This is a genomic window from Bremerella volcania (assembly GCF_007748115.1).
Taxonomy (GTDB): Bacteria; Planctomycetota; Planctomycetia; order Pirellulales; family Pirellulaceae; genus Bremerella; species Bremerella volcania.
Window position 1 is genome coordinate 6,224,697 of record NZ_CP036289.1, and the last position, 23,255, is coordinate 6,247,951.

Consider the following 23,255-nt stretch of genomic DNA (forward strand, 5'->3'; position numbering starts at 1 on the left):
CCAGGCGGCAATCAACGCGGTGCTACCCGATCAATTCGAGTCACTTACAAAATAGTGCTATCTATTAGTCTCACGAAAACCGCGAGCCAAGGCAAACGCACAGGCTAGAGAAAGCTCACTGGAATCAATGATCGAGAATGAACTCGTTACTGTTCAAGAGGGCCCACCAGATATCCTGGAGGGCCGCCGATTCGTTGTTGCGAGTCTTCAGAATCTCGCTAATTGCGGACAATTCCTGCTTGGTCGGTCGACGTGACAGGGCGGCCAGGAACAAATGCTCGACCTTGTCGTGGGACGACATCTTCGAGGCCGTAACCTTCTTCAGAACGGCTGCCTGAGCGTCGGTGGCCTGTTTCATCAAGCCGCCATTCATCAACAACAGAGACTGCGTGATTCCACCATCCAGGGCAGACGTTTCGCTGTCTTCGTCATCCCCCATTTTTTGATTGACCTGACCAAGCCAGCTGTGGCGATCATCGACCGAGGCGATAATGGCGTGACTTCCTTCGACAGGATTCTTGGCCAGCATTTGCAGCGAATGAAATAGCTGCTCTGCTTCCATCTGTCGCGAGTAATACCGAGCAAACAGTTGCTGACCTGCGTCCGGATTGTCGGCCAGATTCTCATCGATCTGTCGGCTCGAGAGTCCGTATGGGCGCGAAAGCGTGATCCACCGCATCAAACGCCGAAGATCAAAATTCGACTCGGCGAAGTGCTCTGAAAGCTGATCCAACAACTCAGGATGCGACGCCGGATTATGCGGCCCCATGTCATCCACCGGCTGCGTGAAACCAACACCAAAGAAGTGCTGCCACATGCGATTCACGGCCGCTTTGGGGAATTGATCCGAGTTGACGATCAACTGAGCCAATTCCTGTCGACGGTCGACTTCGGAAACCTTGCCTGAGCGTGGGATTGTCGTGCCATCCACAAACTGCGGATAAGCGACTTTCAAAAGGCCGTTAGGCTGTTCGTAGTAGACTTCGCCCGAGTCGGAATCGCGGCTCTTGGTGAAGTCCTGATCGAGGATCGCCAGCTGCCCTGACTGGCGATCTTTGGCTAATTTGGTCTGGCGGAAGAATGCGTTCAGCCCCCAGAACTGCTGTTGGCTCCAACCGGTGGTTGGATGATTGTGACACTCGGCACACTGTAGCTGTTGGCCGAGAAACGCCGTGCAGGTCTTGGCAGTCGCCAGCTTGGCATCGCCATCGACCATGCTGACCAGGAAGTTAGTCGCCGGGTTGAAGCTTTCACTTCCAGGACTGGTCGTTCCGGTTGCCGTGAGAAGATCTTGCACCAACAAGTTATACGGCGTGTTGTTCTCGAACTGCTTGGCCAGGTAGCCTTCCAGCGCGGAGCGATCAATCGGGCTGTCTTCGCTCATCCCGCCGGCACGGCCGACGAGAATATTCGCGAAACGAGCACTCCAGAACGATGCGAACTCTGCTTCATACTTGTCGCTCGACAAGATCTGATCGACAAGCCACTCACGCTTATCGTCGCGTCGTTGACTAACGAAGTGTTCGATCTCTTCGACCGTGGGAATACGCCCCAATAGCTGCAAATAGGTCCGACGAACGAACTCGTGATCGGTGGCCGCCGGCGACGGCTTGACATTCTCAGCTTTCCAGGCGGAAGCGATCGCCTCGTTGATTTGGTCAACGATCTGATCGTCGGAAAGTTCTAAACTTCCACGCGATCGCGGCTTCACGAATCGAGGAGCCGTCTTCTCGACCAGTGCGGTTGGATCAACCGACTCGAGCACGCCAGGCATTTTCGGGCCAGGTTCCGGCATCGCTTGTGGAGGGGGAACATCACTCGACTTGGGACCGTTTTGGGAAGCGAGTTGCGGTTGCTCGCCCGTGTCGCGGGCGCCTGCCGACGGGGCCTTGTCCCCGTCGGCGGCGAGCGGCGTGCCTTGCCCTGGCATGAGCTGCTGATAACTGATGTAGGCCACTCCACTGAGGACGACCAACAGGCAGAGACTAAGTGCAAGTGACCCGATAGCGGTCACGAAACGCTGTCGTTGCAGGCGACGCTTGGCCGTGCTTGTTTTTTGAGTTGGAGCTTCGACTTCGGCGGCGCTTTCCGACGATGCTTCAACGGCGGAGGTCACCATCGAGAGTGGTGCTTTGGCCTGACCGTTGACTGCGGAAGGGCCGTGGGCGTGTCGCTGCTGGTGAGCCTTAACGATGCGCGCAGTGAGATCCGGCATCTGCTGCTGGCCCAGCAGTTCCTCAAGGAGAGGATCGATGATCGGATCTTCGTGGTTCATGATTCGTTATTCAATTTGAACTCGATACATTCGCGAAGCTGCTGCTTCGCCCGTTGCATCAGGTTTTTCGCTCCATGCTCGCCAATTTGTAGTGCTTCGGCGATTTCTGAACGCGATTTGCGATCTTGAAATCGCATCTCTAATGCCATCCGGGCTCGCTCGGTGAGGCTATCCAGGCACTCACTGAGCAATCCCAAAAGTTCGTCCGGCTTGCGATCGTCGGTCGCCACCCAGAACTGCTCGATGTTCTCGACCGCCTGGATGTTGGTTTGCCGCCCCTCTTTGCGTCGGCGGTCGATCAGCAAGTTTCGAGCAACGGTTCTTAAATACCCCCTGGTAGCGGCATCGGTCAGCTGCTCGAACGGCTTCTCAAGGACTTTCAAAAAAGTTTCCTGAGTCAGATCCTCCGCTTCCTGGGGCGAACATCCCCAGGACCGCAAATAACGCCATACGCTAAGTTGATGTTGTGCAACGAGTTGCGCGACATCAACCGCAGGCGATTCGTGTTGCGGAAGGTCTTTCATCTAAAAAAAACGATAGCTGGAGGCGAAAAGTACTCAGAAACGAGCGTCAGTTAAGAGGATTCGTGATGCCCACGGGCAACTGTTCCAGTGTATCTCGAAATGTCGAGAAAAGTCGCGAAGCGGCCCCTCGATCTGCGAGCGCATCTCATCATTTGGGGGTGCAAAGTTGTGCTGCCACTTGGTGTCCGCGGCTGATAGCACAGGGAAACTTGAGAGTTTTTCGTCCATCCTGTGCATTTCCGGCAAATTCATCTCGAATTGCCATTGCTGAAAATTCATGATCAAACGACATTGTCCCGGCGCTTTTCCGACCCCCTTCGACCAGGATGGCCGAACGTGAAAAGCACGAGTCTCTTTCCGAAGCAGACTCGAGGGCCAAGATCCCCGCTGGCCCGCTCGAAGACACGAGGCCTAAGATTGGGCCGAGATTGATTTCGCTCCAAGGAGGGATGCGATGAAGGCGGTTACCTCGCTCTTGTTACTGTTCGCGCTCACGGCGCCGCTTAACGCTGCCGACGCGGTCCTCTACTGCTTTACCGCGGACTGGTGTGTTTATTGTCACCAGATGCAGCCGGTGATCGGACGCATGCAACAGGCCGGCTACCCAATCCAAGTCGTCAATCGCGATCAGCAACCGCAGATGGCCCAGCAAATGGGTGTTCGCGGATTGCCTTACTTCGTTCTCGTCTCGAACAATCAGATTGTCGACACGGTCGAAGGTGCAACCTCGTTCGATCGTCTGGCCAAGATGTTCCAGGCGGCTAAACCACAGATGAACGTTGCCCAAGCCGCGCCTCAACTAAACGCCGCCACGGGACTAGCTCGTGGTCAGTCGCCGCAATCCTCGATGGCCATGCCTGGTCAGTCTGGCGTTCAGCCCGCGATGTACGGTCAGCCCATGGCACAAACGCCTTCGTCCGCCGGTGGTGACATCCACGCCCAAGCGATGCAGGCCAGCGTCAAGCTGAAGGTAAGCGATCCGGATGGGCACTCCTACGGCAGTGGCACCGTCGTTCATACCCAAGGTAACGAAGCATTGGTACTGACTTGTGCTCACTTGTTCCGCGATTCACAAGGGCAGGGGCCCCTGGAAGTGATTACCTTCCAACAGTCCGAGTCTGGCACGACGGTGCCAGGTGAAATTCTCGTTTATGATCTCGAGCGTGACGTGGCCCTGGTTGCCATTCGTACCCAATCACCGATCAAGCCAATGTCGATCGCTCCACCCACGCACCAGATGCAAGTAGGACAGCCCGCATTTAGCGTCGGCTGCGACAATGGGGGACCACGCAACCTTTACCAGACACGTATCAACAGCGTGAATCGCTACGTCGGTCACGACAACGTGCAGGCCGCCGGGGCTCCTTCGGTAGGTCGTAGTGGTGGCGGACTATTCAATGCCCAGGGCCAACTCGTTGGCGTTTGCAATGCCGCCGATGACGAGGACGACGAAGGAATCTACGCCGCCATACCCACCATCTATACCGTGTTGAACCAAGCGAAACTCGCGCATCTGTTCCAGAACAAGCAGAACGCCCGCCCCGTTCAACTGGCCTCGGCATTACAGCCGTCGATGACCAGTCCGTCACGATCGCTTCCCGATGCCCCGCAAAGCAACTTCCCCTCGAACCCCGCCACGCGCTCGACGCCCAGCGTTTCGTCCGTCTCTGCCTCTACTTCCAGTAGCATCGAAAGCCTGCAGGGGCTAAGCGATGTTGAACGCGAGATGTTGCATTATCTTCGGGGGCAGAAGGATGGAGCGGAAGTTACGGTCGTGCTTCGCTCGAAAGACAACCCGACGGCTCAACCGGCAGTATTTACTCTGCCTGGCAGCCCTTCGCCTGAATTCATGCGACAAGCCTCCCAAAACACGGGACGGCCTGGGCCCATCATGCGTGGACAAAGTCGCTAACAGCGGCTCTTCGCGACGAGTCGCTCTGTAACGGTTAAAGCGAATATCCAGATATCAATCGCCGTAGATCGAATATTGCTGCGGCATTCCGCGAGCCATCGGCAACAAACGCCAGTTGAAGCGTATGCTTCAGACATGGGGTGATGCTTCCCCCTGGTTTCGACATGGGTTTCGTTAGTGGATAAGCCGTGTTCATCGTTCTGCTGTTTGCCGTTTTGAATCTAGCTGTCGGTTTTGCAGCCGCAGTCTTGTTGGGCTACGGGCCACAGCCTTGGTATGCGTTGTTCCTGCCATCCAACCGAGACAATACTGTCCAGATCGACGCGATCGACTCGGACGAAGAAACGGAAGCCGAGAAACCCGACGCCGAGCCGGCATCCACGGCCGTGAATCAGCCGTTTCCGGAAATGAACGAACCGGAAGACATGCCGCCGGAACCGGAACCTGTGCCAGAAGCAGAGCCGGAAATCGAAGAATCATTCGAGCCTGTCGCTGAGCAAGCACCGCAATCGCCTGTCAACGAATCGAACGTTACCGGGGACGAAGATAACGAACTCGAAGAGTTTCTGGCCGGACGCAAGGATGAAACGAAAGGTTTTCAGCAAGACGAGCCGGCGAGTGAGGAATCTGCCGAGATCGCTTCGGCCGATGACATCGAATCGATGTTCGCTGCCTCGCAGGCATCCGACGACGAGGAATCATCCTCGGAAGATGTGGCCGCCCAAGGGGATTCCGAAGAGGAAGACGAACTGGACGACGAACCACTTGGCCAAGACGACATTGCCGCCTTATTCAACAGCTAAACCAGCCCATCTCTGGTTAGCGAAAGATTTCCTTTTCGTGGAAATCACCTTCTGGGCTCATCCCTTTCTTCAGCGCCTCGCGCATGAGATCTTCCCCTTCACCCCGCAAGGCAAACACCGGGAAGCCCGGGCTGACGTAGTGGTTCCAATAGCGTTGGTAAACTTCGACCGTCTCTTTGTTCTTTGCCAGGGCATTGGGCACGGCGTGCACCATCACGGTCTTGTCTTCACTCTTCTCGAAATATTGCCCGAGCATCTTCGGCAACATGCGTGACAGCCAATTGGTTCGTACGAACTTGAGCTTGCGAGGAATAATGTAGCGGGGACGATTCAACGGGCCGAGCGCCTCGTGCAAAGCCGTTACGAACAGACGGCTATCCCCGTCGCTGGCGTCTTCCAGCAATACACGTACGTAACCACCAGCTCGAGACTTCGCTACGACATCCGGTGGCGACTTAATCAATTTCAGGTCGACCATCGTGCGGGCAATTGCCTCGCCAATGGCTTGCACCAGCGACTCACTCGACCAGGGCTCTTTGGTTCCGGCAAACGGAGGAAAACCGCCTGCCTCGCGTGATGACCCTTTAATTCGCATTTCCAGCGTGTGATTCGGAGTTCCTTCATAGGGAGTTCCGATCTGCCATAAGTCGCGTGTCTCACGTCGCAGCGTCACGCGTGCAAGCATGTCGCGATTCAAATCACGGACCGAACCTTCCAACAACTCAGGGCGTAAATCGGTCAGAGCTGGGTGGACGTGACCGACCCCCTTCTCGATCACCGAGTCATCGGTCACGCCAAAAATGTTCTGATGCTTCTTGATGAAGCGGGCATAGTCGTCCAGGCCCTTGCTGAATTCCGGAGCCAGGCAGACGACATCCCAGTTGTCAGCCAGTTTCTCGGGAACCTGGGGATCCAATCGAAAAGATCTCCCCCGAAGTTGCCGCACCGTCATGCTCGTGGTGACGGTCGTCAGATCGATAAGTACGTTGATCTTGTTCGCGTCCCAGCCTTCCCCCAAAAGCCCTCGCGTGCCGACGAGGCACTTCGTCAGACCGCGCTGGAAGAGGTCGGTAATCATCTCGACGTAAACGCGAGGGCACCAATCACGACCGCTGCCGGAAACGACGTGAAAACCAACTTCGGCGGCGAACGTCAACGTCGCATCATAGCCGGCGTTGGAGAGCCACTCTTTGGCCGCGGCCTCGAATTTTTCCGATAGGTCATCATCCACCAGCACGCTCGAACCGGTGACCAGGATTGGATCGAGTTCGTCCAGCCTTGGATCGCTGACCAGCACGCGAAACGCGGCGATCGCTCCGCCTGCTTCGCTGCTGAGCAGATGTTCGACCTCGGAGATCGTGGCTGAGGTCTTCTCGAAGTCGGTCACCACCACCGCGCGAATCGCATCCCCCAGCGCCGCCATCTCGGCCATGAGAATCGGAACCAGGGCCTTCGCTTTTTCACTGGAATAAGCCAGCACGCGTCCGACCGGCGAAGCGCATGCCTGGCAGCCGGTTTCCGTGATCTGCACGCCCAGCATTCGCAGACCGGAAATCACTCTCTCGGCCAATGCACGATCCTCGGCGTTGGCCGAACGTCGCAGCCCATGCCGTACGTAACGATCGAGCACCGGGATAATGACTGGGATCTGCGGCACTTCCTCGATTGGCACTTCCAGTACCACCGGCGGAACTTCCGCAGGCAACTCGACGTTTCGCGTCTGCAGAAACACGCGGGCAGCGTCCGCAAAATCGGGATCACGACGATGAAAGGAAGACCACGTCTTGAACGTGCTGGTTGCGTGTCGGCGTGTTTCGAGCATCTGCAGCAGCCAGGGAACGAGTGCCTTGACCCGAGGTGCCTCGTCGACGACGGCAACTTCCGTCTGCGGCTTTGGTTCGGGAGGCGTTCCCTGTTCGGCTTCAACTTCCGAAATCAGATCCGCGAAGGGATTATCCTCGTCCTTGTAAACCGCTTCGGTTCCACCCACGTGGTGCAACTTCAGTTCGTCTCCTTCCGTCTCATCCCCTTCCGGTTCTTCGACCGGAGCAACTTCCGCGACCGACACTTCGTCTCCGTTGTCGGCCGGTTTGTTGGTGACTTCCTGCAGAATCTCTTCCAGGTGATCGTCGGCCTGGGCGACGAAGCGCAGCTCGGCCTCGGAAGGGCGGACGAAGTAGACCAGATCCTGATAAGGAGCGAGAAAGCCATCGCGCACGACCGCCGGCACCGGCACATCATGATCGATAGGCCCGAGGAACTCTTGGTAACGCTCGAAGTCGGCGGGGATCTTTCCATCGCCGTCAGGGGGCGTCGCGGTAAGCCCCACGACGATCGGATCGTCGAGGTACTGCATCGCGTCGGAAAGCACGCGTCCCCAGTGCCCCACCAGGTGATGGCATTCGTCGAGGATGAGCATCCCAACCCCTTCTTCCCGCAGTCGCTGCCAGGTTCGCAGGCACGACTGGTGCAACATTTCAAATGATTCACCGGCGAGGCCTGCTTCGTCGCGCACACTCTTGCGATAGGCCGACAGACGCTCGTCGTAGTAGTCGCGATTGTGCTTCTTCAGATCGCGAATCCAAACCTTCGCTTCGGCCGGATCTTGGGCTTGCCCCTTCGAGATCAGGCGATCTTCCCACAGCGACATAGCCGCATGATCGAGCCCATCGTCACCGCGGCGCGGCAGCGTGACGGCCTGATAGGTGAGCGAAGTCAGTAACTTCGGCTCGTCTGGGGAGGTGCTGACCAGCATCGACATCGGCCGGTCGGTCTCGAACAGGTCGGTCCTGGCCGCCCATTGCGATTGAATGGCCGAGTTGGGACTGAGCACCAGCGCCGGCCGCTTGATCATTTCGGCCCAGAGGTAGAGGCCGACGACCGTCTTGCCTGAGCCTGGCGGAGCGACGATATGCAGTTGCCGCTCCCCCCGCGATAGCTGCTGCTGGGCGACGTCGCGTACCTGAACTTGTGAAGGGCGCAATTGGCCGCGGAATCTAATCGACGGAAATGGATCGCTCGGCGTCATATCGCTTCCGGCCCAAGATGAGAAACACAGGTGACGTGCGCTATTCTCGTGGCTTTGGCTGGGAAGTTGAAGAGGGCACCGGCAATTGTTCGTTCAAATGAGCATGAATCGGCCGCGCGAGAGGGACTAACTTCCATCGACGGACGTCATACCCTGCACTTGAGTCTTGCTGGCTTCAGGGAAGAAGTGAACCGAGCCGTCGGCCATCAACGCTTGAACTCCGTTGAAATATTGATCGTCGAAATTCTTCGACGTGAGTGCCTGGGGGGAGATATCGACCGGCTTGTACCAAGGAACCGGGTTGGTCGTGTCCTCGACCACCATGATGGCGTTGGATGTTCCCACCGTGATTTCCCCGAACGTACTGGCCTTGTCCATTCCCAACACCGACTTGGGTCCCGTAATGGCAACATACGTGGTGGCATCCCCCTGGCCTTCATTTCCCAGGGCAGGGCTTTCGTACACAAACGGCATCATCTTGCAGGCCTGCATGTTGGCCGGGCTGTCCCATGGCTGCGAGAAGTCAGTCGTACTGAGCGTAGATGTGATTCGCTTCGACGAACGGCAGGATCAACACCCGCCACGAGTGCATCGGCTGTCCATCTTCATCCGGAATATAAGCAGGCGGCAAGGTACCATAAGTATCGTGGTAGTTATGCAGGGCGAGCCCAATCACCTTCAGGTTGTTCTGGGACTGCATCCGCTGGGCAGCCATCCGGGCCTGGCCGATCGCCGGCACCAAGAGTGCCACCACGATGCCGGCACACAGGAGGGCCATCACCCCAAACACAACGACCAAGATGATAATGACGACTTTGGCATCGCCGCGTCGAGAAGCTTTCATGGTGGGGGTCCCTGACAGAGTCTTAAAACTGGAGTCCTGAAGCTGAATTATTCATAGGCAGACGTTTCGCCTGCCTTGGCAAATTCTTTGCAAAGAAGGCATGCTCGCAGCTGTTGGGGATCATCTTCAGGCATCCACGTAACCGATGCATCGCCAAACAGCACCGCGTAGTAGGCATGGTCATTCTGGTCGATTGGGGGCCTTTCGATCAACTCAAAAGGACTGATATCCTCTGGTTTCGTCCAAATCACCGCCTGGTCGATCTGCTCGACGACCATCGCTACGTTACCTAGTTCACAAGGTACTTCGTCAAACGCACGTCCTTCTTGGGAAAGCATGAGGGTTCGTTTTCCTTCCGGGTCGACTACCGCCAGGTAGCTCGTCATTCCAGGGTTCTCGGTAGGATCCAAAAAGGGACTCTCGAACATATACGGCATTTGCTCGACCAACGGTCGATTCGTCTGGCTGTCCCACGGCTGAGAAAGGTCGAATTGGTCGTAGAGAGCCTGCTGCTCTAGAAATGGCAGAAGCAGCACTCGCCACGAGTAAAGCGGACGCCCCTCGGCATCGGTCACCACGGCCGGGGGCAAGGTGCCATAGAGGTCGTGATAGTTGTGCAGAGCGATGCCGATTTCCTTGAGATGGTTCGCCGACCAATCCCGACGGCCACTCGTCTTGGCCATCTTCGCCGCCGGCATGAGCAGCGCGGCCAAGACGAAGATAATGAGCACCATGACGATCCATTCGACAACCGTGAAATGCCACCACTTCTTGGGCTCCGGCTTACCCGTGTAAGCCTCAGGACTATCGAACGGATTGGGCTCGTTCATGATTCATCTTTTCCCGTTCGGCCATCGTCGCAGTAAATCATCCCGATTAACTCGTCGCGGTTCGCCTCGCCAATGAACGTGTAAGACGCATCCCCCATCAAGACCAGGATACCGTGCATCTCGTTGTCACCGATCTGCGTAAGAGCCAACAGGTGCAGCGGATCAATATCTTCCGGCTTGGTCCACTCAACCAGGCGGACCGGATCGTCGATTACCAGCGCGCTGAAAGCTAACCCATCGGTAACCTCCCTGAAATTCCGCCCCTTCGTCGGGCGCAGCACGGTTCGCTCCTCACGGGTGTCGACCACTGCCCGGTAAGGCGTCTTTCCTTTCGCTTCCGCCGAACCTGGATGAAAGGGGCTCTCATAGATACCCGGCATCTTATTGAGCAGCTTTCGGTTGTGATCACTCGACCAAGGCTCGTCCAGGTGGAACTGCTCGTACAACTTCTTCTCTTCGATAAAGGGGAGAAGCAAAACACGCCACGAATAAAGCGGTTCGCCTTGCGCATCCGCCACATAGGCAGGAGGCAGGGTACCGTAGGTATCGTAGTAGTTGTGCATTGCAAGGCCTATCTGCTTCAGGTTATTGGCAGAGGCCATTCGACGCGAAGCGGATCTGGGCGTGTACACCGCTGGCACAAGCAAGGCCCAGAGAAACACCAACTCAATCAGCAAGCATCCCCAGTTCATCATCCGACTAGAGTTCCGCTCCCAGAAACTTTTTGGTGGTAGGGGATCACTTGGTACCTCAAAGGGATGTATCGATTCCGTCATCCAAACGATCCATCGAAAACAAAAGTCAAATGGGGGGAGATGAGTCTCCCTCGATTGTCTCAGCCACCGGCAAGGCTTGCAATCAAATGGCAGGCCTTCCGTATCGCTGGCGACATGGAGCGTTTGTACCAGTAGTCCGGCGTCATAATCGGCACACTCGATCCGACCAAACCGACTGCGATAAGAAATCCAATTAGCAAAGGGGTATCAATCATCTCCAGCCGCAAGGGATTCGATAACTGTACTGCCTGGGCAAGGTGGGGATCTTCCCGGGTGGTTAAGGTTTGCGAACGTCGTGAGTGAACAAGACGCACGTTCACGTACGATAGTTCAGTTGAGAGTCCGCCTCTCTTACCAAAGTGGATGGTACGGCAAGAATCCAGGGAACGCTTCTCCTCTGGACCGGGGTTAAGTTCTGATGACCCTTTCTTGCACGACCAATAGCTCTTGGTAAGAAAGACGGACTTTCAGCGTTTCTTGGGGATAGTTTTCAGTTTTCATCAGGAAACACGTCTCACTGCGAACGTGTCGCCCGTAGTTAAAACTCTTCAGCAACAAGGGTTTACGCGAATTGTATCCCTGGGGCAGGGGTCGCGCTATAATAGAGGGAACTTCCAACTTCCGCTGATTCCCTCCTCCCCCTCCACTTCATGGCTGCTTCGGACATCCCTGAGTTGACTGATGGCGAGATCCTCTCGGCCGTTTTGGCGGGAGATGCGGATCGGTATGCCGTCATCGTGAAGCGGTATCGCCGTGCCCTGTTGAACCTGGCCTATAGCTACCTGGGGGATTCGCAGTCGGCAGAGGACGCCGTTCAGGAAGCGTTTCTTAATAGCTTCAAGTGGCTGCATACCTACGACTCGCGATATAGCTTCCGCACGTGGCTGTGGCGAATTCTGCTGAATGTTTGCCACCGAATTCGCGAGAAAGGGAAGAAGCTGCCTGTCACTTCGACCAAGCTTCAGGCGGGCCACAGTGACGAGAGCCCCTCACCATTAGAGACGGAAGTTCCCTGTCAGGTACTCTCTGGACTGATCGACCGAGAACGCCGCGGTCAGGTACTTAAGCTGCTCGATAAGCTGACTCCCATTCAAGCGGAAGCGATTCGCCTGAGATTCTTTGGCGAAATGAAATTTCAGGAGATCGCCGATGCGCAAGGCATCGGCCTGCCGGCTGCCAAGGCCCGCGTCCGCAATGGATTGCTGCAACTTGCGAAATTGATCCAGAACACTTGCCAAGAGCTTTCCGAGGAACACGTTCGATGATTCAATCGCACCATCTACCAACCTGCGACGACGTGTTCGATGTGCTAACCCGGGCTCCTTTTCCCACGGGTGAGCACGAGACGGATATGCCGATCCAACGGCATTTGACGGTTTGCCATAGCTGCCGCGAACTGGCCGAAGCGCTGCGGCCTGCGACGGAAATGCTAGCCAATGGCCAAGCTGACACAGACGATGACGACTGTTCGCTGCCAGTCTTTCTGGCCGACGATAGCACGCCTAGCCATCGCTGCATCACCGATCAGGCTGAGCGACCGACTACCGATATCGTGGCTGCCATTCGAGGTCCTCTGATTGCCTTGGCGTTGTGTCTGATGATCGTTTTGGCAGTCCAAGGGAATTGGTCGCACGGCTCGAGCAACTCGGATAACTCGTCTCCCACTTCCGATAGCCTAGCAACCACCGGTGCTAGTGGCGGAGCGAACCTGACCGAGCTGCTTGCTGCCCCGAACATCTGTTCGCTCGTTTCTGTCGACGCGGCGGTGGAGAGTAAGGGGCCCGATGGCGAGCTACTTTCCCATCTTGCCGATCATAAGTTCACCGAAACCCATTGCTGCAGCCAGTGCCATCATGCCAGTTCGGACAAGGTCAAGGCTCACAAGCGGGTTTCGCTCAAAGGGCCTCAGATGTTAGCCTTGGTCAGTCGCTGCCAGCATTGCCATGCACAATAAACGCAGAGGGGTGGCAATTCTTTCGATAGAGCAAGCGGTCGGCTAAGTGCCGCTGGGCCGATATGCCGGGGCGGGAGTTGACTTCAGGCGACGCTGCATCCACGAGATCGTCAGACCTCCGCAAATGCCAAGCAAAGCACCAGCGACAAGCCCGCCTGATTGCCAAATAAGATTGCTGCCCATGAGGACCGCGAGGCCTGTTCCGACAGCCAAGCCAACGCCAGCTCCGATATAAAAGCCGAGCTGAATGGTCTGTTTCACCGTACTTCGCGGTGGAGCAATAGATGATGAGCCAGTGTCGATCACGAGCGACGTTCTGCCTGAATTCTTGAATCTGTACCGGGGAGAATCTGATATCGTGACGGAAAGATACCAATTCCACAAGAGGGTGGCCAACCTGATTTTAGGGAGCGTAATCGAATCTTAACGCTCCGACAGCCTCTGCGAGACCGATCGGCCCCGACGCCGTGCCCCCCCAGTGACTAGTCTGCTGGAAGTGCTGGCATTTCCTCAGCGGCTTCTTCAGTGAATGGGTGAGCCATTCCATTGGCGATCACTGCGTCGTCTTCGTCGACCCCGGCAGCAACCTGACCCTTGTCGTTGAGAAAGTAGTGCTTCATCGAGCTGGGCAAGTCTTCCAGGCTGATGAATTCGACATGGCCATCATCAAATAAGATGTTGAATCGCCCATCTTCGTGACCCTGCGGGGCGATTTGCCCGTCTTGAACGACCACGATATCGGAAGCGACCGGATACAGGGCCCGACCTTTCATCAGTGGAGCTTGTAACTCGCCGTTGCGAAGGCTGCCAAGATTGTAATTGTAGACCGTCGCGAGTCCCTGCTGCAGTCTTTCGACATCCGACTCAGGGGCATTCAACAATTGCTCGACGGTTGGCAACTGTTGCGGCTGGGATAGGTTCTGCGAGGCTTCGACGCAGCGAACCACTTCCGGGTGTTCCAGATAGCCGGCGTTCAATAGACGCGGAGCGTAAGAACCCGCGACCGACAGCGGACCCGTGGAAGCGACCGCAGGGTAGCGTTTTTCCGCGTTGCCGGTAGCAAACTCTTGCAGTGCCATACCGACCTGGCGGAGATTGTTTTCACATTGAAGTCGTGTTGCCAACATGCGTGAACTGGCCAGTGCCGGGAAGAAGATTGCTACGGCCGCGACACATGCCCCAACGGCCACCATCATATCCATCATGGTAAAGCGGGGACTGCCGCCGCCAATCGACTCAAAAGGTTGTTTGTCTTTAGGCGTCGGCGCGTTGGCGTCTTCGGGGGCTGCTGAATCGAGAACCTCGGCAAATAGGCTGGGGTTATCCAGAAGCGCACACGTACGTGTGGCAAGTCCGACCGGCGGGGCGGCCTCATCGAGGCCATCGGACAATAAGTTCAGGTGAGTTCGAAGTTGTTCCAGCTCGTCCGCAGTGCGAGGGTCTTCAGCAATTTGCTGCTCGACCGAGGCCTGCTCATTTTCATCCAGGGCTCCCATTAGGTAGCCCAACCAGTGCTCACGAGTCTTCGTCATCTGAGGTATAAATTTCGTTCCATGCTTCGGTTAACTTCTGCACTGCAGTATGCAGACGGCTCTTCACCGTACCGACCGGAATCTCCAAGATGTCCGCGGCTTCGCGGTACTTTAAACCTTGGTAGTAGACCAACACCACGGCGGTCTTCAATGATTCCGGCAGTTGCTGAACGGCATCACGCATCACGCGCTGACGTTCGTAATCGTCCATCTGTGCCATCGGCCCAGGCTCGGCACTTACCAACAAATCAACCAGCGAGCCGGTCTCTTGCTGTTCGGTGCCGTTGCCAGCGCGGTCCAAGCTAACCATTTTATGGCGCTTCGACTTACGCTGAGCGTCGATCGCCTGATTGGTGGCAATCGTGTACAGCCAGGGGCGAAAACGACGTCCTTCCTCGAAGGTATCGCACTTCAGATGCACTTGCAGAAAGGCAGCCTGAAATACATCCTCCGCCATTTCGGGATCTCCCAAGTACCGCCGCAGGTAGTTGAACAGCTCACGTTCGTAACGCTGCACCAACTTCTGGAAGTACTCTCGGTTCCCCGAATCTCGGTACGCCAACAGCAAATCCTCATCGGATTTGGGTTGAACGAGCGATGGGTCGGAATAACTCGACGTCATTTCAAGTGTGGCAGTTGTCATTTTCTACGAAGGTTCCCAGCAATGGTTCGAAATCCGTTTCCTGATGGGAGCAATCTTCACACAAACCTTGCAAAAGGCTTGTCGAAGGTGCCTTCCGACCATCGCCGCGATCCGTATTCTAGCACGCTTGCACCCCGGAAGGTGGTTCACGTGGGGAGATGGTCGAGAATTGACAGCCCCATGACAGGCTCATAAACTCGATCAACCCCTAATGCAACGCCCGTGCCGAAAGAGAAAAAATGAACGACACCAAATATAAATGGGCCGTTGCTGGCGACGTTAACGCCTTCTTTGGCTTGATGTTAGACAACATTGCCGATCTTTTGCTGACAATCGGCTTGCTAGCGGCCGTCTTTAACTTTCCTACAACATTCGCCATTGGACACATGGTGCCAGGGACGGCGATTGGGGTACTGGTAGGAGATGTGATCTTCTTCTGGATGGCCATGAATCTGGCGAAAAGGAGTGGCCGTAACGATGTAACTGCCATGCCTTTAGGGCTCGATACGCCGAGCACCTTTGGCATGGTGTTTTTCGTTTTGGGGCCATCGTTTCTCCTGGGAGTCCAGGAATTACAACTGACAGCAGAAGAGGCTGCTATCCGTACGTGGCATATTGGCATTTGGTCCATTGTCTTGTCCGGAATTTTCAAATCCTTTTTCGCGTTCAGCTCAAGTTGGATTCGTAAGGTGATTCCGCGAGCAGGGCTCCTCGGTTCGCTCGCGGCGATCGCCCTGGTGCTGATCAGCTTTCTACCGTTCATCGAAGCGTTGCACTTTCCGCTCGTCGGCATGACGGCCCTATCGATCGTATTGGTCACACTGGTGGCCCAAATACGCCTGCCGTGGAAGATCCCCGGCGCGGCGGCGGCCTTGGTCGTTTCCGGCGCGATCTATTACCTCATGCATGGGCTTGGGCTACTGGGTGCCACGCCGGAGCCGATGGAGTTTCAACCGACCGATGCGTTGCTTCCGGCCGACTGGTTAGCCGTGTTCCGCTTCGAGTGGCTGACCTTGGCGAAGTTCAACGAAGCAGCGCAGTACCTGCCCATCGTCATCCCGTTTGCTTTGGCTACCGTCATCGGCGGGATCGATTGCGTTGAAAGCGCTGCCGCGGCCGGCGACGAATATGACACCAACCGCATCATCGGGGCCGAAGCGATTGCGACGCTGGTTGCTGGCCTCTGCGGCGGCGTGATCCAAACGACACCCTACATTGGCCACCCCGCCTACAAAGCGATGGGAGGCCGTGCCGCCTACACCCTGGCAACGGCTCTGTTCGTCGGCGGGGCAGGAGTGCTCGGTTACTTTGGTTTTCTGTACTGGGCGATTCCTAAACCAACCGTCTTTCCGATCCTTGTATTTATCGGGCTCGAGATCACCTCGCAAAGCTTTCAAGCGACACCCAAACGACACTACCCGGCTGTTTCGATTGCTTGTATCCCGGCCCTTGCGGCGTTGGTGTTGATCTTCGCCGGCGATCTGCAAGGAACCTACACGGGGCTTTCCTTTCAAATGCAAGGAGAAGTCGCGGCAATGGTCGATGCGGGAGAGATCGATGCCGAGGCGGCGAAAAAACTGAACGACCTGACGCTCAAGTTGCGTGATTACAGTCAAGGAAACATCCAGACTCCCCCCGACGAACAGGGACATTCGCATCCTGCTGGGATCGCCGTGAAGATGCAAACCCTGCAGATGCTGGCTGGCGGATTCATTCTGACGAGCATGCTTTGGGCGGCGATTCTGGCGTATATCATTGACCGCCGCTTATACACGGCGGCGACGTTTGCCCTGACGTGTGCCGCGTTCAGCCTCTTCGGCGTGATACACTCGCCGTTTCCAAGTGGTAAGCTGGTACTAGGTTGGCATGTGCCTGACATACCCAATGCCGCAGCCGGGCAAAGCCCGATTTACATGATGTGGGCCTATGTTTGCATGGCGGTCGTTTTGGCTGTGTGTGCTCTGTGGCAGCACGCCTCACCTCCGCGCGAAGTCCCCCAGCACGATACAGAAAGTTAGATCCATGCTCGAGCGTATTCTCGAACCCGAAGTGATGGACACGCCGCAGGAAGCCATGATCTACGACGAAATGGATCATGCCGCAGTTAACGAGGCATTCGTCACTGATCTGATTGCGTTCCTCGGTATCGAGCCCGACGTCGAGGCCGCCATGATCGACATTTTCGACGTCGGCACCGGCACTGCCCGCATTCCGATCCTGCTTGCCGAGCGCATCCCCCAGTGTCGCATCATGGGTGCCGACGCATCGATCGCCATGTTGGACGTCGCAAGAATCAACATCGACATCGCCGGCCTGCTGGAACGTGTTCAACTGGCACGACTCGACGCCAAACAAACCGACTACGAAGATGGCTTCTTCACCGGGGTGATGTCCAACTCCATCATTCACCACATCCCCAAGCCCCTTGCCGTGCTGCGAGAAAGCGTCCGGCTGACCGAACCAGGCGGCTGGCTCTTCTTCCGCGACCTCGTGCGGCCAGAGACCCGCGAGCAAGTGGAACAGTTCGTCGCAACCTACTGCGGCGAGGAGCCAGAGTTCGCCCAGAAGATGTTCGGCGAATCGCTTCAAGCGGCTCTTTCCCTTTCGGAAATCCGCGAGATGGTTGCCTCGCTGGGATTCGACCCCGAGACGGTCCGGCTAACGTCCGATCGCCACTGGACGTGGGCAGTCCACAAGCCGGAATAATCCGCACATTCGGCAGCTTGGCCAGAAGTCGCAAAGCTTCTTCTAAATCCATAGCCGAGAACGATTCGTTCTCTTCCAGCCGCAAGTACGATCGAATACGTAGTGCGTGGTATTGCGGTTTACGTGGTGATTTTCCAGCGGGAAAGTCGCGAGGATCGCAATGCGTACTTTACCCTGGAAATCCCATGGCAACCGATTGCCCTTCGCGCGATCCCGTTCAATTATCCGCTTCGTACTCTCGAGAAGTTCTACCACTGCGCGTGGAGATCGTCTCCGAGGTCGATTCGACGTCGTCGCTCTTCTTGGAGTGGGAACGCCTCGCCGGACAGCGGCTCTTTCTAGCGCCACGCTGGTTACTCACCTGGTGGAAACACTATCGCCAAGCTGGAAGCCATTTGCAGATCGTCACCCTGCGCGACGACAACTGCTGGCTGATCGGTCTGGCTCCCTGGTATCGGCGTCACACCTGGTGGAGTGGCGACGAGATTCAAATGCTAGGCTCGGGGAAAGTTTGTAGCGACTATCTGTCGGTATTGGCCAAACCAGGCGAAAAAGCCCAAGTTGTCGATGCACTTGCCCAATACCTGCCAAGTCAGTTTGCCTCGGTCGATCGTCTCTTCTTCGAGGGTCTCGACGCGTCGGACTTGGTCATGCACGATCTGGCCAGTGCAATGCAGGCGAGGCATTACGAAGTCAAGAAACTGCCGCAGTTGGACAGCTACCGACTTACGCTGCCAGCAACGTGGGAAGAGTGGGTTTCGCAACTCTCGCGATCACGCCGCCACCGCGTCCGCCAGCTCTGGCGTAATCAGTTTGAAACCGGCAGGGCAACCATTCATATCGCCGACCAGGCAACCCTGCAGCATGGGTTCTCGATTTTGGTCAACCTCCATCAAAAGCGCCGCAACCAGATGGGCCAGCGTGGTTGTTTCGCGTCGCAGCGTTTCCATCACTTCCTGGAAGAAGCCGCACGCGAACACCTCGAGTCGGGCCAACTGCGTCTACAGTGGATTGAACTCGAAGGACGACCGATTGCGGTCGAACTCGATCTTGAGGAAGGGGACACCCTCTTACATTACTGCAGCGGCATCGAGATCGATTGCGATTACGCCCGTCCGGGCTGGCTCGGCATCACGGCTGCAATTCGGCATGCGATTGATTCCGGGAAAGCGACCTTTGACTTTCTGCGAGGGGACGAAGGTTACAAAAGCCACTGGCGCGGCCAACCAGTCCCGATGATGAACCTGGAATTCACCCCACCCAGGTTTAGCGCAAAAATCCGTTCCCAAGTTCGCGGATCGTTACGTTTGGCCAAGCAAAAGGCCAAACGCATTCTGCGAAGATCCGCAAAATCGGAACAAACCGAAGGGCACTCATCGGACGAGGGCAAATGACTCGACAAGAAAGATAGGCTCGACTGCTAGCACTTTCGAATCGAGACACTTGCCATGAAACAAAAGGCCTGGGCTATTCATTTCATCTACGCCGGCATCTTTCTGCTGCTGGCCGGCGGCCAAATGTACGCCGTCGAATCATTTCAGCTCACGCCGTCGGCAACCAAATTTCTGGCCCACAATGTCGGTCCTGGCCCGGATACGCCCCGCGGCGCGCTCAATCACTTGATGGTCAACAGCGGAGCGGATGTCCGGGAAACGATCCGCCCACCAGGCTGGATTGCCTGGGCCGCATTGAGTGCCGGTGCGGTGATGGCCGCCCATGGTGGACTGCTGATCGCTCGAAAGAAATAAACGAGCCTCGATCTTCTTCGTATACTGAGGTTTTCTTTCTCGCACGGCCTCGGCTTGGGAATGCTTGACGATGAAACTTTCGCCCGAAGAACTTGCCCAGCAGCATACCGATGAAGCGATTGCCGCGCGTATCGCGGGACCATCGGTCGAAGAATTCTCCGGCGACTTCGTCCTGGGCGGGGTCGACGGAACGATCACGACCTTTGCGATCGTGGCAGGGGTAGCCGGTGCCAGTTATGGCGTGACCGTCGCGATTGTTCTGGGGATTGCCAATCTTCTGGCCGATGGTTTCAGCATGGCCATCAGCAACTACCTGAAGGCACGTAGCGATCAGATGCAACTGAAAAAGTACCGTCTGATCGAGAACATCCACATCAAAGAGGTCCCCGATCGCGAGCGGGAAGAGATCCGGCAAATCTTTGCCGCCAAGGGTTTTGAAGGGGATCTGCTGGAACAGGTCGTTCAAACGATCTGCGAAGACCGCCATCGCTGGGTCGATACCATGTTGGTCGAAGAGTGGGGACTTCGTCTGCAACCTCCATCCCCTTGGAAATCTGGCCTGGTGACCTTTGCCGGGTTCGTGCTGTGTGGCTCGATTCCACTGCTTCCTTTGCCTCTGATCCATTTCGGATTGGATGCCTCGACGATCTTTCTTTCCAGCGCCCTACTAACCGGCGTCGGTTTCGCCCTGATTGGCGTGTTCCGCGCTCGCGTGGTGCAGGAAGGCCCGCTGGCTTCGGTCATCGAGACGGTGGCCACCGGTGGGGTCGCCGCGGCGATTGCCTACGGGGTAGGGGTTGCCTTGGATATGCTGGCTGGCTCCCCTGCGATTTGACTGCTGACAGGCAACAAGAAAAGTACCGTAAATATGGATCAACGCGGCACGATCTGTTTGCCAAGGACATCGCCAATCGTGACAATAGATCATCGACAGGAATGATTCATAAGCCAGCGTAGGCCTGCCCCCATGCCTCTCACACCTCGATAACGCCCCCGCTGGCATCGTGCCGATGCATCTACGTTTTTTTGACGCATTTCCGGTTCGATTTACCCCGATTCTGGCAAACTCGAATCTTGTGAAATTCGTAACAAACAATAGAGAGCAAGAGGTTCGACCGTAAGCCGAAATCAATTGCCCCATGGAGAAGGAGTCGAGCCATGAACTTCAAACGTATTCTCTTTCCGACCGATTTTTCTCACTGCGGTGACGCAGCATTGCACTTGGCGACTGCTTTGGCACGCGACAGCGGCGCAACGATCATCGTGGCCCATGTCGAAGAGCCACCCACGGTCTATGGCACCGGTGAGATGTATTACGGCATGCTGGACCCGTCTCCGGACGATCTGAAAAAGATGCTGCACGAGATCAAACCCAGCGACCCGGAAGTTCCCGTTGAATATCGCTTGATCACTGGCGACCCATCTTCGGCTGTCGTTCGCCTGGCAGATGAAGAGAACGTCGACCTGATTGTCCTAGGCACTCACGGCCGTACTGGCCTGTTGCATATGTTGATTGGTAGTACCGCCGAATCGATCGTGCGGCATGCCAAATGTCCCGTTCTGACGTTCAAACAACCGTCGGAGACGAGCTAAACCTATTTTATTCAATACCCCATTTAATGCCCCCAAAAAGGGAAGGAGGTGTGCGATGACCAGTGATAGCTATCTAACCGGAGGGAATCGGCCCTTCTACCTGCACTTCGAGTTTGAACACGAAGGGCTCGACTGTGCGGTCCATGATCTTCAGCGGTGCCTGCACGACACGAAGAAGTCCATCGCCAAAGCTCAACTGTCGAGGCGTCTGACGCAGCTTCGCGACCTGATGACCAAACACTTTCACGAGGAAGAAGAGGGATGTTTCGACGAGATTTGTGCCCAGCATCCCCACATGTGTCCAGCAACGCGGCAGATGGAACTTTCGCACAAGTTGCTGCTCTCGCAGTTGGACGGACTTGCTCGCGATCTTGAAGTCCATTCGGTCACCGAAGACTGGAAAGAAGAGTTCGATGCATTTGCGGTCGAAATGAATAAGCACAAAGAAGAAGAACAGGCGTTTGTCCGCCGAGGACTTGACCTGCCTGAAGAATAGGCGTGGCTGTTACGCAGCCTGGCAGTTCGCTACGATGTGTTCAGCGCCTAGACCAGTAGCAACCTTTGTGTGAAACGAGGAAAGGAAACTTCCCGTGACCTGGATTTCAAAAGCTCCGATCGTTGTGCCCTATGACTTCTCCGCCGATGCTAAAGAAGCGGTTGACATGGCACTTTCCTTGCTGGATTCAAGCGACGGCGTGCATGTGATCCACGTTCTGGGAGAGCTTTCTCCGGCCGAACCTGGCGAGGTGTGGGACACGGTGGATGAGAACACCCGCACGCACCACGCCACCCAGGCCATTCGCAAAGAACTTTCCGACGAGAAGTATAAAGATCTGAAGATCGTCATCGCGTTCGGCGACCCGGGCGAAAAGATCTGCCACTATGCCGAACAGATCGAAGCGAACTCGATTCTGATTCCATCCCACGGGCGATCGTCGATCATGCGCGTCCTCGTGGGTTCGGTTGCCGATCGAGTGGTTCGTTTGGCCCACTGCCCGGTCATCGTGCTGAAGAAGCCCCGTAAGTAGTCCCTACAAACAGGGCCCTCCGTTTGTGCCAGGGGCTTCATTCTTTCTTCCGAGGCCTCTGAAGTTCTTTCCCAATCAGGCTGTCCGTGCTGAGACGGCCTGTTATCACATTGACAACGCATGGGTGATTGGCCCGTATTTCTTACCCAGGCCAATTTACTTTTCCTGGCGTTAAATCTCTGATATTCCTCTACTTACGCCGCTTACTGAGATTTCTTTTTCCGTTTTGGCATCCCCGCTGCCTTTAGTACTAGCGTTGCCATCAAGTCACCGACGGCAACGAGACAACTCACAACAAGCTTTTTTTTGATTCAAGCAGATCCGGGGGAAATGGACATGTTGACTAAGACTTTGGTTTGGAGCGGGATTCTGGGCACGGCACTCCTTTCGATGGCATCGACCGCGAACGCCGGTTACTTCGATCATCGACATCGCCTGGTAAATGACATCGAACGGCTGCATCACGCAGCCGAAGAGTTCTACCAGGAGGTTCGCTTCCATGAAGGCTTCACGAGCCTGGCATTTGAAGCGAAGGCCTTGCTGCGTGAAGTCGATCACTTCTGCGATACGGCTCGCCGTGGTGGCAGCCTGACTCATCTTCGCCACGACTTTGAAGAAGTCTCGCGTGAGATGCGTCACGTGCAACAAGACTTCCGCCGTGCCTGGCACAGTTGCCATCGTCCAGACCGTCACGTGTTGAGTGCTTGGGCCGACGTCGAACGAGCGTTTGACCGGGTCTACTACGACTTGTACGAACAGCACTGCGGTTACATCCAATACAGCTGCAGCATCGGTCACGTCCATGGTCACGGTCATTACGACAATCACTATAACGATCACCGATATCGTCCTGACTACGGTCACCACCAGCCACAACCACGTCCTTACCCACAGCCAGGCATTCAGATTGGCTCGAAGGACGGCAAGATCAACGTCAAGCTTGGCAATGGAGCCCCCGCCTGGGCCCACATGCTGAAGGCTGCGATCAAATAGCTGAGGGTGTACTCGGCGGAAAAGCGTGCGATAGCCTGTCGCACGCTTTCTTTTTTCTTGGCCGCC

General features: G+C 56.1%; 23 protein-coding genes. 13 read left to right on the top strand and 10 right to left on the bottom strand.

The features are described 5' to 3' along the window. Positions 1-124: 124 nt before the first annotated feature. Both Pan97_RS24880 and Pan97_RS24885 read right to left on the bottom strand, forming a co-directional pair. A complete protein-coding gene (locus tag Pan97_RS24880) occupies positions 125-2,275 on the bottom strand; it encodes a DUF1549 domain-containing protein (RefSeq protein WP_144977567.1) in 2,151 nt (716 codons plus the stop codon). Beyond that, positions 2,272-2,799 carry an RNA polymerase sigma factor gene (locus tag Pan97_RS24885; RefSeq protein WP_144977569.1) on the bottom strand — a complete coding sequence of 176 codons (528 nt, stop codon included), beginning with the start codon at positions 2,797-2,799 and terminating at the stop codon, positions 2,272-2,274. Before Pan97_RS24885 ends, Pan97_RS24880 begins: the two co-directional genes overlap by 4 nt. A gap of 454 nt (positions 2,800-3,253) precedes the next feature. On the opposite strand from Pan97_RS24885, the gene Pan97_RS24890 reads away from it, so the two are divergent. Further along, a complete protein-coding gene (locus Pan97_RS24890; protein ID WP_144977571.1) occupies positions 3,254-4,711 on the top strand; it encodes a trypsin-like peptidase domain-containing protein in 1,458 nt (485 codons plus the stop codon). 188 nt (positions 4,712-4,899) lie between these two features. Further along, positions 4,900-5,514 (top strand): hypothetical protein, encoded by a 615-nt coding sequence (locus Pan97_RS24895; protein WP_144977573.1) that lies wholly within the window; start codon positions 4,900-4,902, stop codon positions 5,512-5,514. A 16-nt stretch (positions 5,515-5,530) separates the two neighbouring features. On the opposite strand, the gene Pan97_RS24900 is transcribed toward Pan97_RS24895, so the two are convergent. The 5 genes from Pan97_RS24900 to Pan97_RS24920 all read right to left on the bottom strand — a co-directional run bounded on the left by Pan97_RS24900 (position 5,531) and on the right by Pan97_RS24920 (position 10,911). Beyond that, positions 5,531-8,542, bottom strand: coding sequence for a DEAD/DEAH box helicase (locus Pan97_RS24900; RefSeq protein ID WP_144977575.1), 3,012 nt, complete (start codon positions 8,540-8,542; stop codon positions 5,531-5,533). 126 nt (positions 8,543-8,668) lie between these two features. After that, positions 8,669-9,019, bottom strand: a complete 351-nt coding sequence (locus Pan97_RS24905) for an H-X9-DG-CTERM domain-containing protein (protein WP_165698966.1) — start codon at positions 9,017-9,019, stop codon at positions 8,669-8,671. 46 nt (positions 9,020-9,065) lie between these two features. Then, positions 9,066-9,386: a DUF1559 family PulG-like putative transporter gene (locus Pan97_RS24910; protein ID WP_144977579.1), complete on the bottom strand. Its 321-nt coding sequence runs from the start codon at positions 9,384-9,386 to the stop codon at positions 9,066-9,068. A gap of 47 nt (positions 9,387-9,433) precedes the next feature. After that, positions 9,434-10,216 (bottom strand): DUF1559 family PulG-like putative transporter, encoded by a 783-nt coding sequence (locus Pan97_RS24915; RefSeq protein ID WP_144977581.1) that lies wholly within the window; start codon positions 10,214-10,216, stop codon positions 9,434-9,436. Then, positions 10,213-10,911, bottom strand: a complete 699-nt coding sequence (locus Pan97_RS24920) for a DUF1559 family PulG-like putative transporter (protein WP_165698967.1) — start codon at positions 10,909-10,911, stop codon at positions 10,213-10,215. Before Pan97_RS24920 ends, Pan97_RS24915 begins: the two co-directional genes overlap by 4 nt. A gap of 731 nt (positions 10,912-11,642) precedes the next feature. Between Pan97_RS24920 and Pan97_RS24925 the strand changes: the two genes are divergently transcribed. Both Pan97_RS24925 and Pan97_RS24930 read left to right on the top strand, forming a co-directional pair. Next, entirely contained in the window at positions 11,643-12,257 is a 615-nt protein-coding gene (locus Pan97_RS24925) for an RNA polymerase sigma factor (protein WP_144977585.1), read from the top strand. Beyond that, positions 12,254-12,946 carry a hypothetical protein gene (locus tag Pan97_RS24930; RefSeq protein ID WP_144977587.1) on the top strand — a complete coding sequence of 231 codons (693 nt, stop codon included), beginning with the start codon at positions 12,254-12,256 and terminating at the stop codon, positions 12,944-12,946. The genes Pan97_RS24925 and Pan97_RS24930 overlap by 4 nt, the downstream gene beginning before the upstream one ends. Positions 12,947-12,988: 42 nt before the next feature. On the opposite strand, the gene Pan97_RS24935 is transcribed toward Pan97_RS24930, so the two are convergent. The 3 genes from Pan97_RS24935 to Pan97_RS24945 form a co-directional block, all read right to left on the bottom strand. Beyond that, on the bottom strand, positions 12,989-13,207 hold the full coding sequence (locus Pan97_RS24935) for a hypothetical protein (protein ID WP_144977589.1): 219 nt from the start codon (positions 13,205-13,207) through the stop codon (positions 12,989-12,991). Between the two features lie 221 nt (positions 13,208-13,428). Next, a complete protein-coding gene (locus tag Pan97_RS24940; RefSeq protein WP_144977591.1) occupies positions 13,429-14,478 on the bottom strand; it encodes a hypothetical protein in 1,050 nt (349 codons plus the stop codon). Beyond that, complete coding sequence (locus Pan97_RS24945) at positions 14,462-15,121, bottom strand: RNA polymerase sigma factor (RefSeq protein WP_196782213.1); 660 nt, start codon at positions 15,119-15,121, stop codon at positions 14,462-14,464. Before Pan97_RS24945 ends, Pan97_RS24940 begins: the two co-directional genes overlap by 17 nt. Positions 15,122-15,360: 239 nt before the next feature. Here Pan97_RS24945 and Pan97_RS24950 point away from each other — a divergent pair, with 239 nt between their 5' ends. From Pan97_RS24950 to Pan97_RS24990, 9 genes are all read left to right on the top strand, one after another. Continuing rightward, on the top strand, positions 15,361-17,139 hold the full coding sequence (locus Pan97_RS24950; RefSeq protein WP_144977593.1) for a SulP family inorganic anion transporter: 1,779 nt from the start codon (positions 15,361-15,363) through the stop codon (positions 17,137-17,139). A 4-nt stretch (positions 17,140-17,143) separates the two neighbouring features. After that, a complete protein-coding gene (locus Pan97_RS24955; RefSeq protein WP_144977595.1) occupies positions 17,144-17,827 on the top strand; it encodes a class I SAM-dependent methyltransferase in 684 nt (227 codons plus the stop codon). Between the two features lie 185 nt (positions 17,828-18,012). Continuing rightward, a complete protein-coding gene (locus Pan97_RS24960; RefSeq protein ID WP_144977597.1) occupies positions 18,013-19,221 on the top strand; it encodes a GNAT family N-acetyltransferase in 1,209 nt (402 codons plus the stop codon). A 54-nt stretch (positions 19,222-19,275) separates the two neighbouring features. Beyond that, complete coding sequence (locus Pan97_RS24965) at positions 19,276-19,575, top strand: hypothetical protein (protein ID WP_144977599.1); 300 nt, start codon at positions 19,276-19,278, stop codon at positions 19,573-19,575. Positions 19,576-19,645: 70 nt separating this feature from the next. Beyond that, entirely contained in the window at positions 19,646-20,410 is a 765-nt protein-coding gene (locus Pan97_RS24970; RefSeq protein WP_144977601.1) for a VIT1/CCC1 transporter family protein, read from the top strand. Between the two features lie 323 nt (positions 20,411-20,733). Next, positions 20,734-21,168: a universal stress protein gene (locus Pan97_RS24975; protein ID WP_144977603.1), complete on the top strand. Its 435-nt coding sequence runs from the start codon at positions 20,734-20,736 to the stop codon at positions 21,166-21,168. Positions 21,169-21,223: 55 nt separating this feature from the next. Continuing rightward, positions 21,224-21,664 carry a hemerythrin domain-containing protein gene (locus Pan97_RS24980; RefSeq protein ID WP_144977605.1) on the top strand — a complete coding sequence of 147 codons (441 nt, stop codon included), beginning with the start codon at positions 21,224-21,226 and terminating at the stop codon, positions 21,662-21,664. Between the two features lie 94 nt (positions 21,665-21,758). Continuing rightward, complete coding sequence (locus Pan97_RS24985) at positions 21,759-22,196, top strand: universal stress protein (protein WP_144977607.1); 438 nt, start codon at positions 21,759-21,761, stop codon at positions 22,194-22,196. A 336-nt stretch (positions 22,197-22,532) separates the two neighbouring features. Continuing rightward, entirely contained in the window at positions 22,533-23,189 is a 657-nt protein-coding gene (locus tag Pan97_RS24990) for a hypothetical protein (RefSeq protein WP_144977609.1), read from the top strand. Positions 23,190-23,255: the final 66 nt, after the last annotated feature.

Excerpts from the sequence above, each read along its gene's own strand:
- Pan97_RS24930 (WP_144977587.1), top strand. The coding sequence starts at position 12,254 with ATGATTCAATCGCACCATCTACCAACCTGCGACGACGTGTTCGATGTG.
- Pan97_RS24880 (WP_144977567.1), bottom strand. The coding sequence starts at position 2,275 with ATGAACCACGAAGATCCGATCATCGATCCTCTCCTTGAGGAACTGCTG.
- Pan97_RS24955 (WP_144977595.1), top strand. The coding sequence starts at position 17,144 with ATGCTCGAGCGTATTCTCGAACCCGAAGTGATGGACACGCCGCAGGAA.
- Pan97_RS24900 (WP_144977575.1), bottom strand. The coding sequence starts at position 8,542 with ATGACGCCGAGCGATCCATTTCCGTCGATTAGATTCCGCGGCCAATTG.
- Pan97_RS24940 (WP_144977591.1), bottom strand. The coding sequence starts at position 14,478 with ATGACGAAGACTCGTGAGCACTGGTTGGGCTACCTAATGGGAGCCCTG.
- Pan97_RS24980 (WP_144977605.1), top strand. The coding sequence starts at position 21,224 with ATGACCAGTGATAGCTATCTAACCGGAGGGAATCGGCCCTTCTACCTG.
- Pan97_RS24945 (WP_196782213.1), bottom strand. The coding sequence starts at position 15,121 with ATGACAACTGCCACACTTGAAATGACGTCGAGTTATTCCGACCCATCG.
- Pan97_RS24925 (WP_144977585.1), top strand. The coding sequence starts at position 11,643 with ATGGCTGCTTCGGACATCCCTGAGTTGACTGATGGCGAGATCCTCTCG.
- Pan97_RS24975 (WP_144977603.1), top strand. The coding sequence starts at position 20,734 with ATGAACTTCAAACGTATTCTCTTTCCGACCGATTTTTCTCACTGCGGT.
- Pan97_RS24915 (WP_144977581.1), bottom strand. The coding sequence starts at position 10,216 with ATGAACGAGCCCAATCCGTTCGATAGTCCTGAGGCTTACACGGGTAAG.
- Pan97_RS24965 (WP_144977599.1), top strand. The coding sequence starts at position 19,276 with ATGAAACAAAAGGCCTGGGCTATTCATTTCATCTACGCCGGCATCTTT.
- Pan97_RS24960 (WP_144977597.1), top strand. The coding sequence starts at position 18,013 with ATGGCAACCGATTGCCCTTCGCGCGATCCCGTTCAATTATCCGCTTCG.
- Pan97_RS24950 (WP_144977593.1), top strand. The coding sequence starts at position 15,361 with ATGAACGACACCAAATATAAATGGGCCGTTGCTGGCGACGTTAACGCC.
- Pan97_RS24910 (WP_144977579.1), bottom strand. The coding sequence starts at position 9,386 with ATGAAAGCTTCTCGACGCGGCGATGCCAAAGTCGTCATTATCATCTTG.
- Pan97_RS24990 (WP_144977609.1), top strand. The coding sequence starts at position 22,533 with ATGTTGACTAAGACTTTGGTTTGGAGCGGGATTCTGGGCACGGCACTC.
- Pan97_RS24890 (WP_144977571.1), top strand. The coding sequence starts at position 3,254 with ATGAAGGCGGTTACCTCGCTCTTGTTACTGTTCGCGCTCACGGCGCCG.
- Pan97_RS24905 (WP_165698966.1), bottom strand. The coding sequence starts at position 9,019 with ATGATGCCGTTTGTGTACGAAAGCCCTGCCCTGGGAAATGAAGGCCAG.
- Pan97_RS24885 (WP_144977569.1), bottom strand. The coding sequence starts at position 2,799 with ATGAAAGACCTTCCGCAACACGAATCGCCTGCGGTTGATGTCGCGCAA.
- Pan97_RS24970 (WP_144977601.1), top strand. The coding sequence starts at position 19,646 with ATGAAACTTTCGCCCGAAGAACTTGCCCAGCAGCATACCGATGAAGCG.
- Pan97_RS24920 (WP_165698967.1), bottom strand. The coding sequence starts at position 10,911 with ATGATGAACTGGGGATGCTTGCTGATTGAGTTGGTGTTTCTCTGGGCC.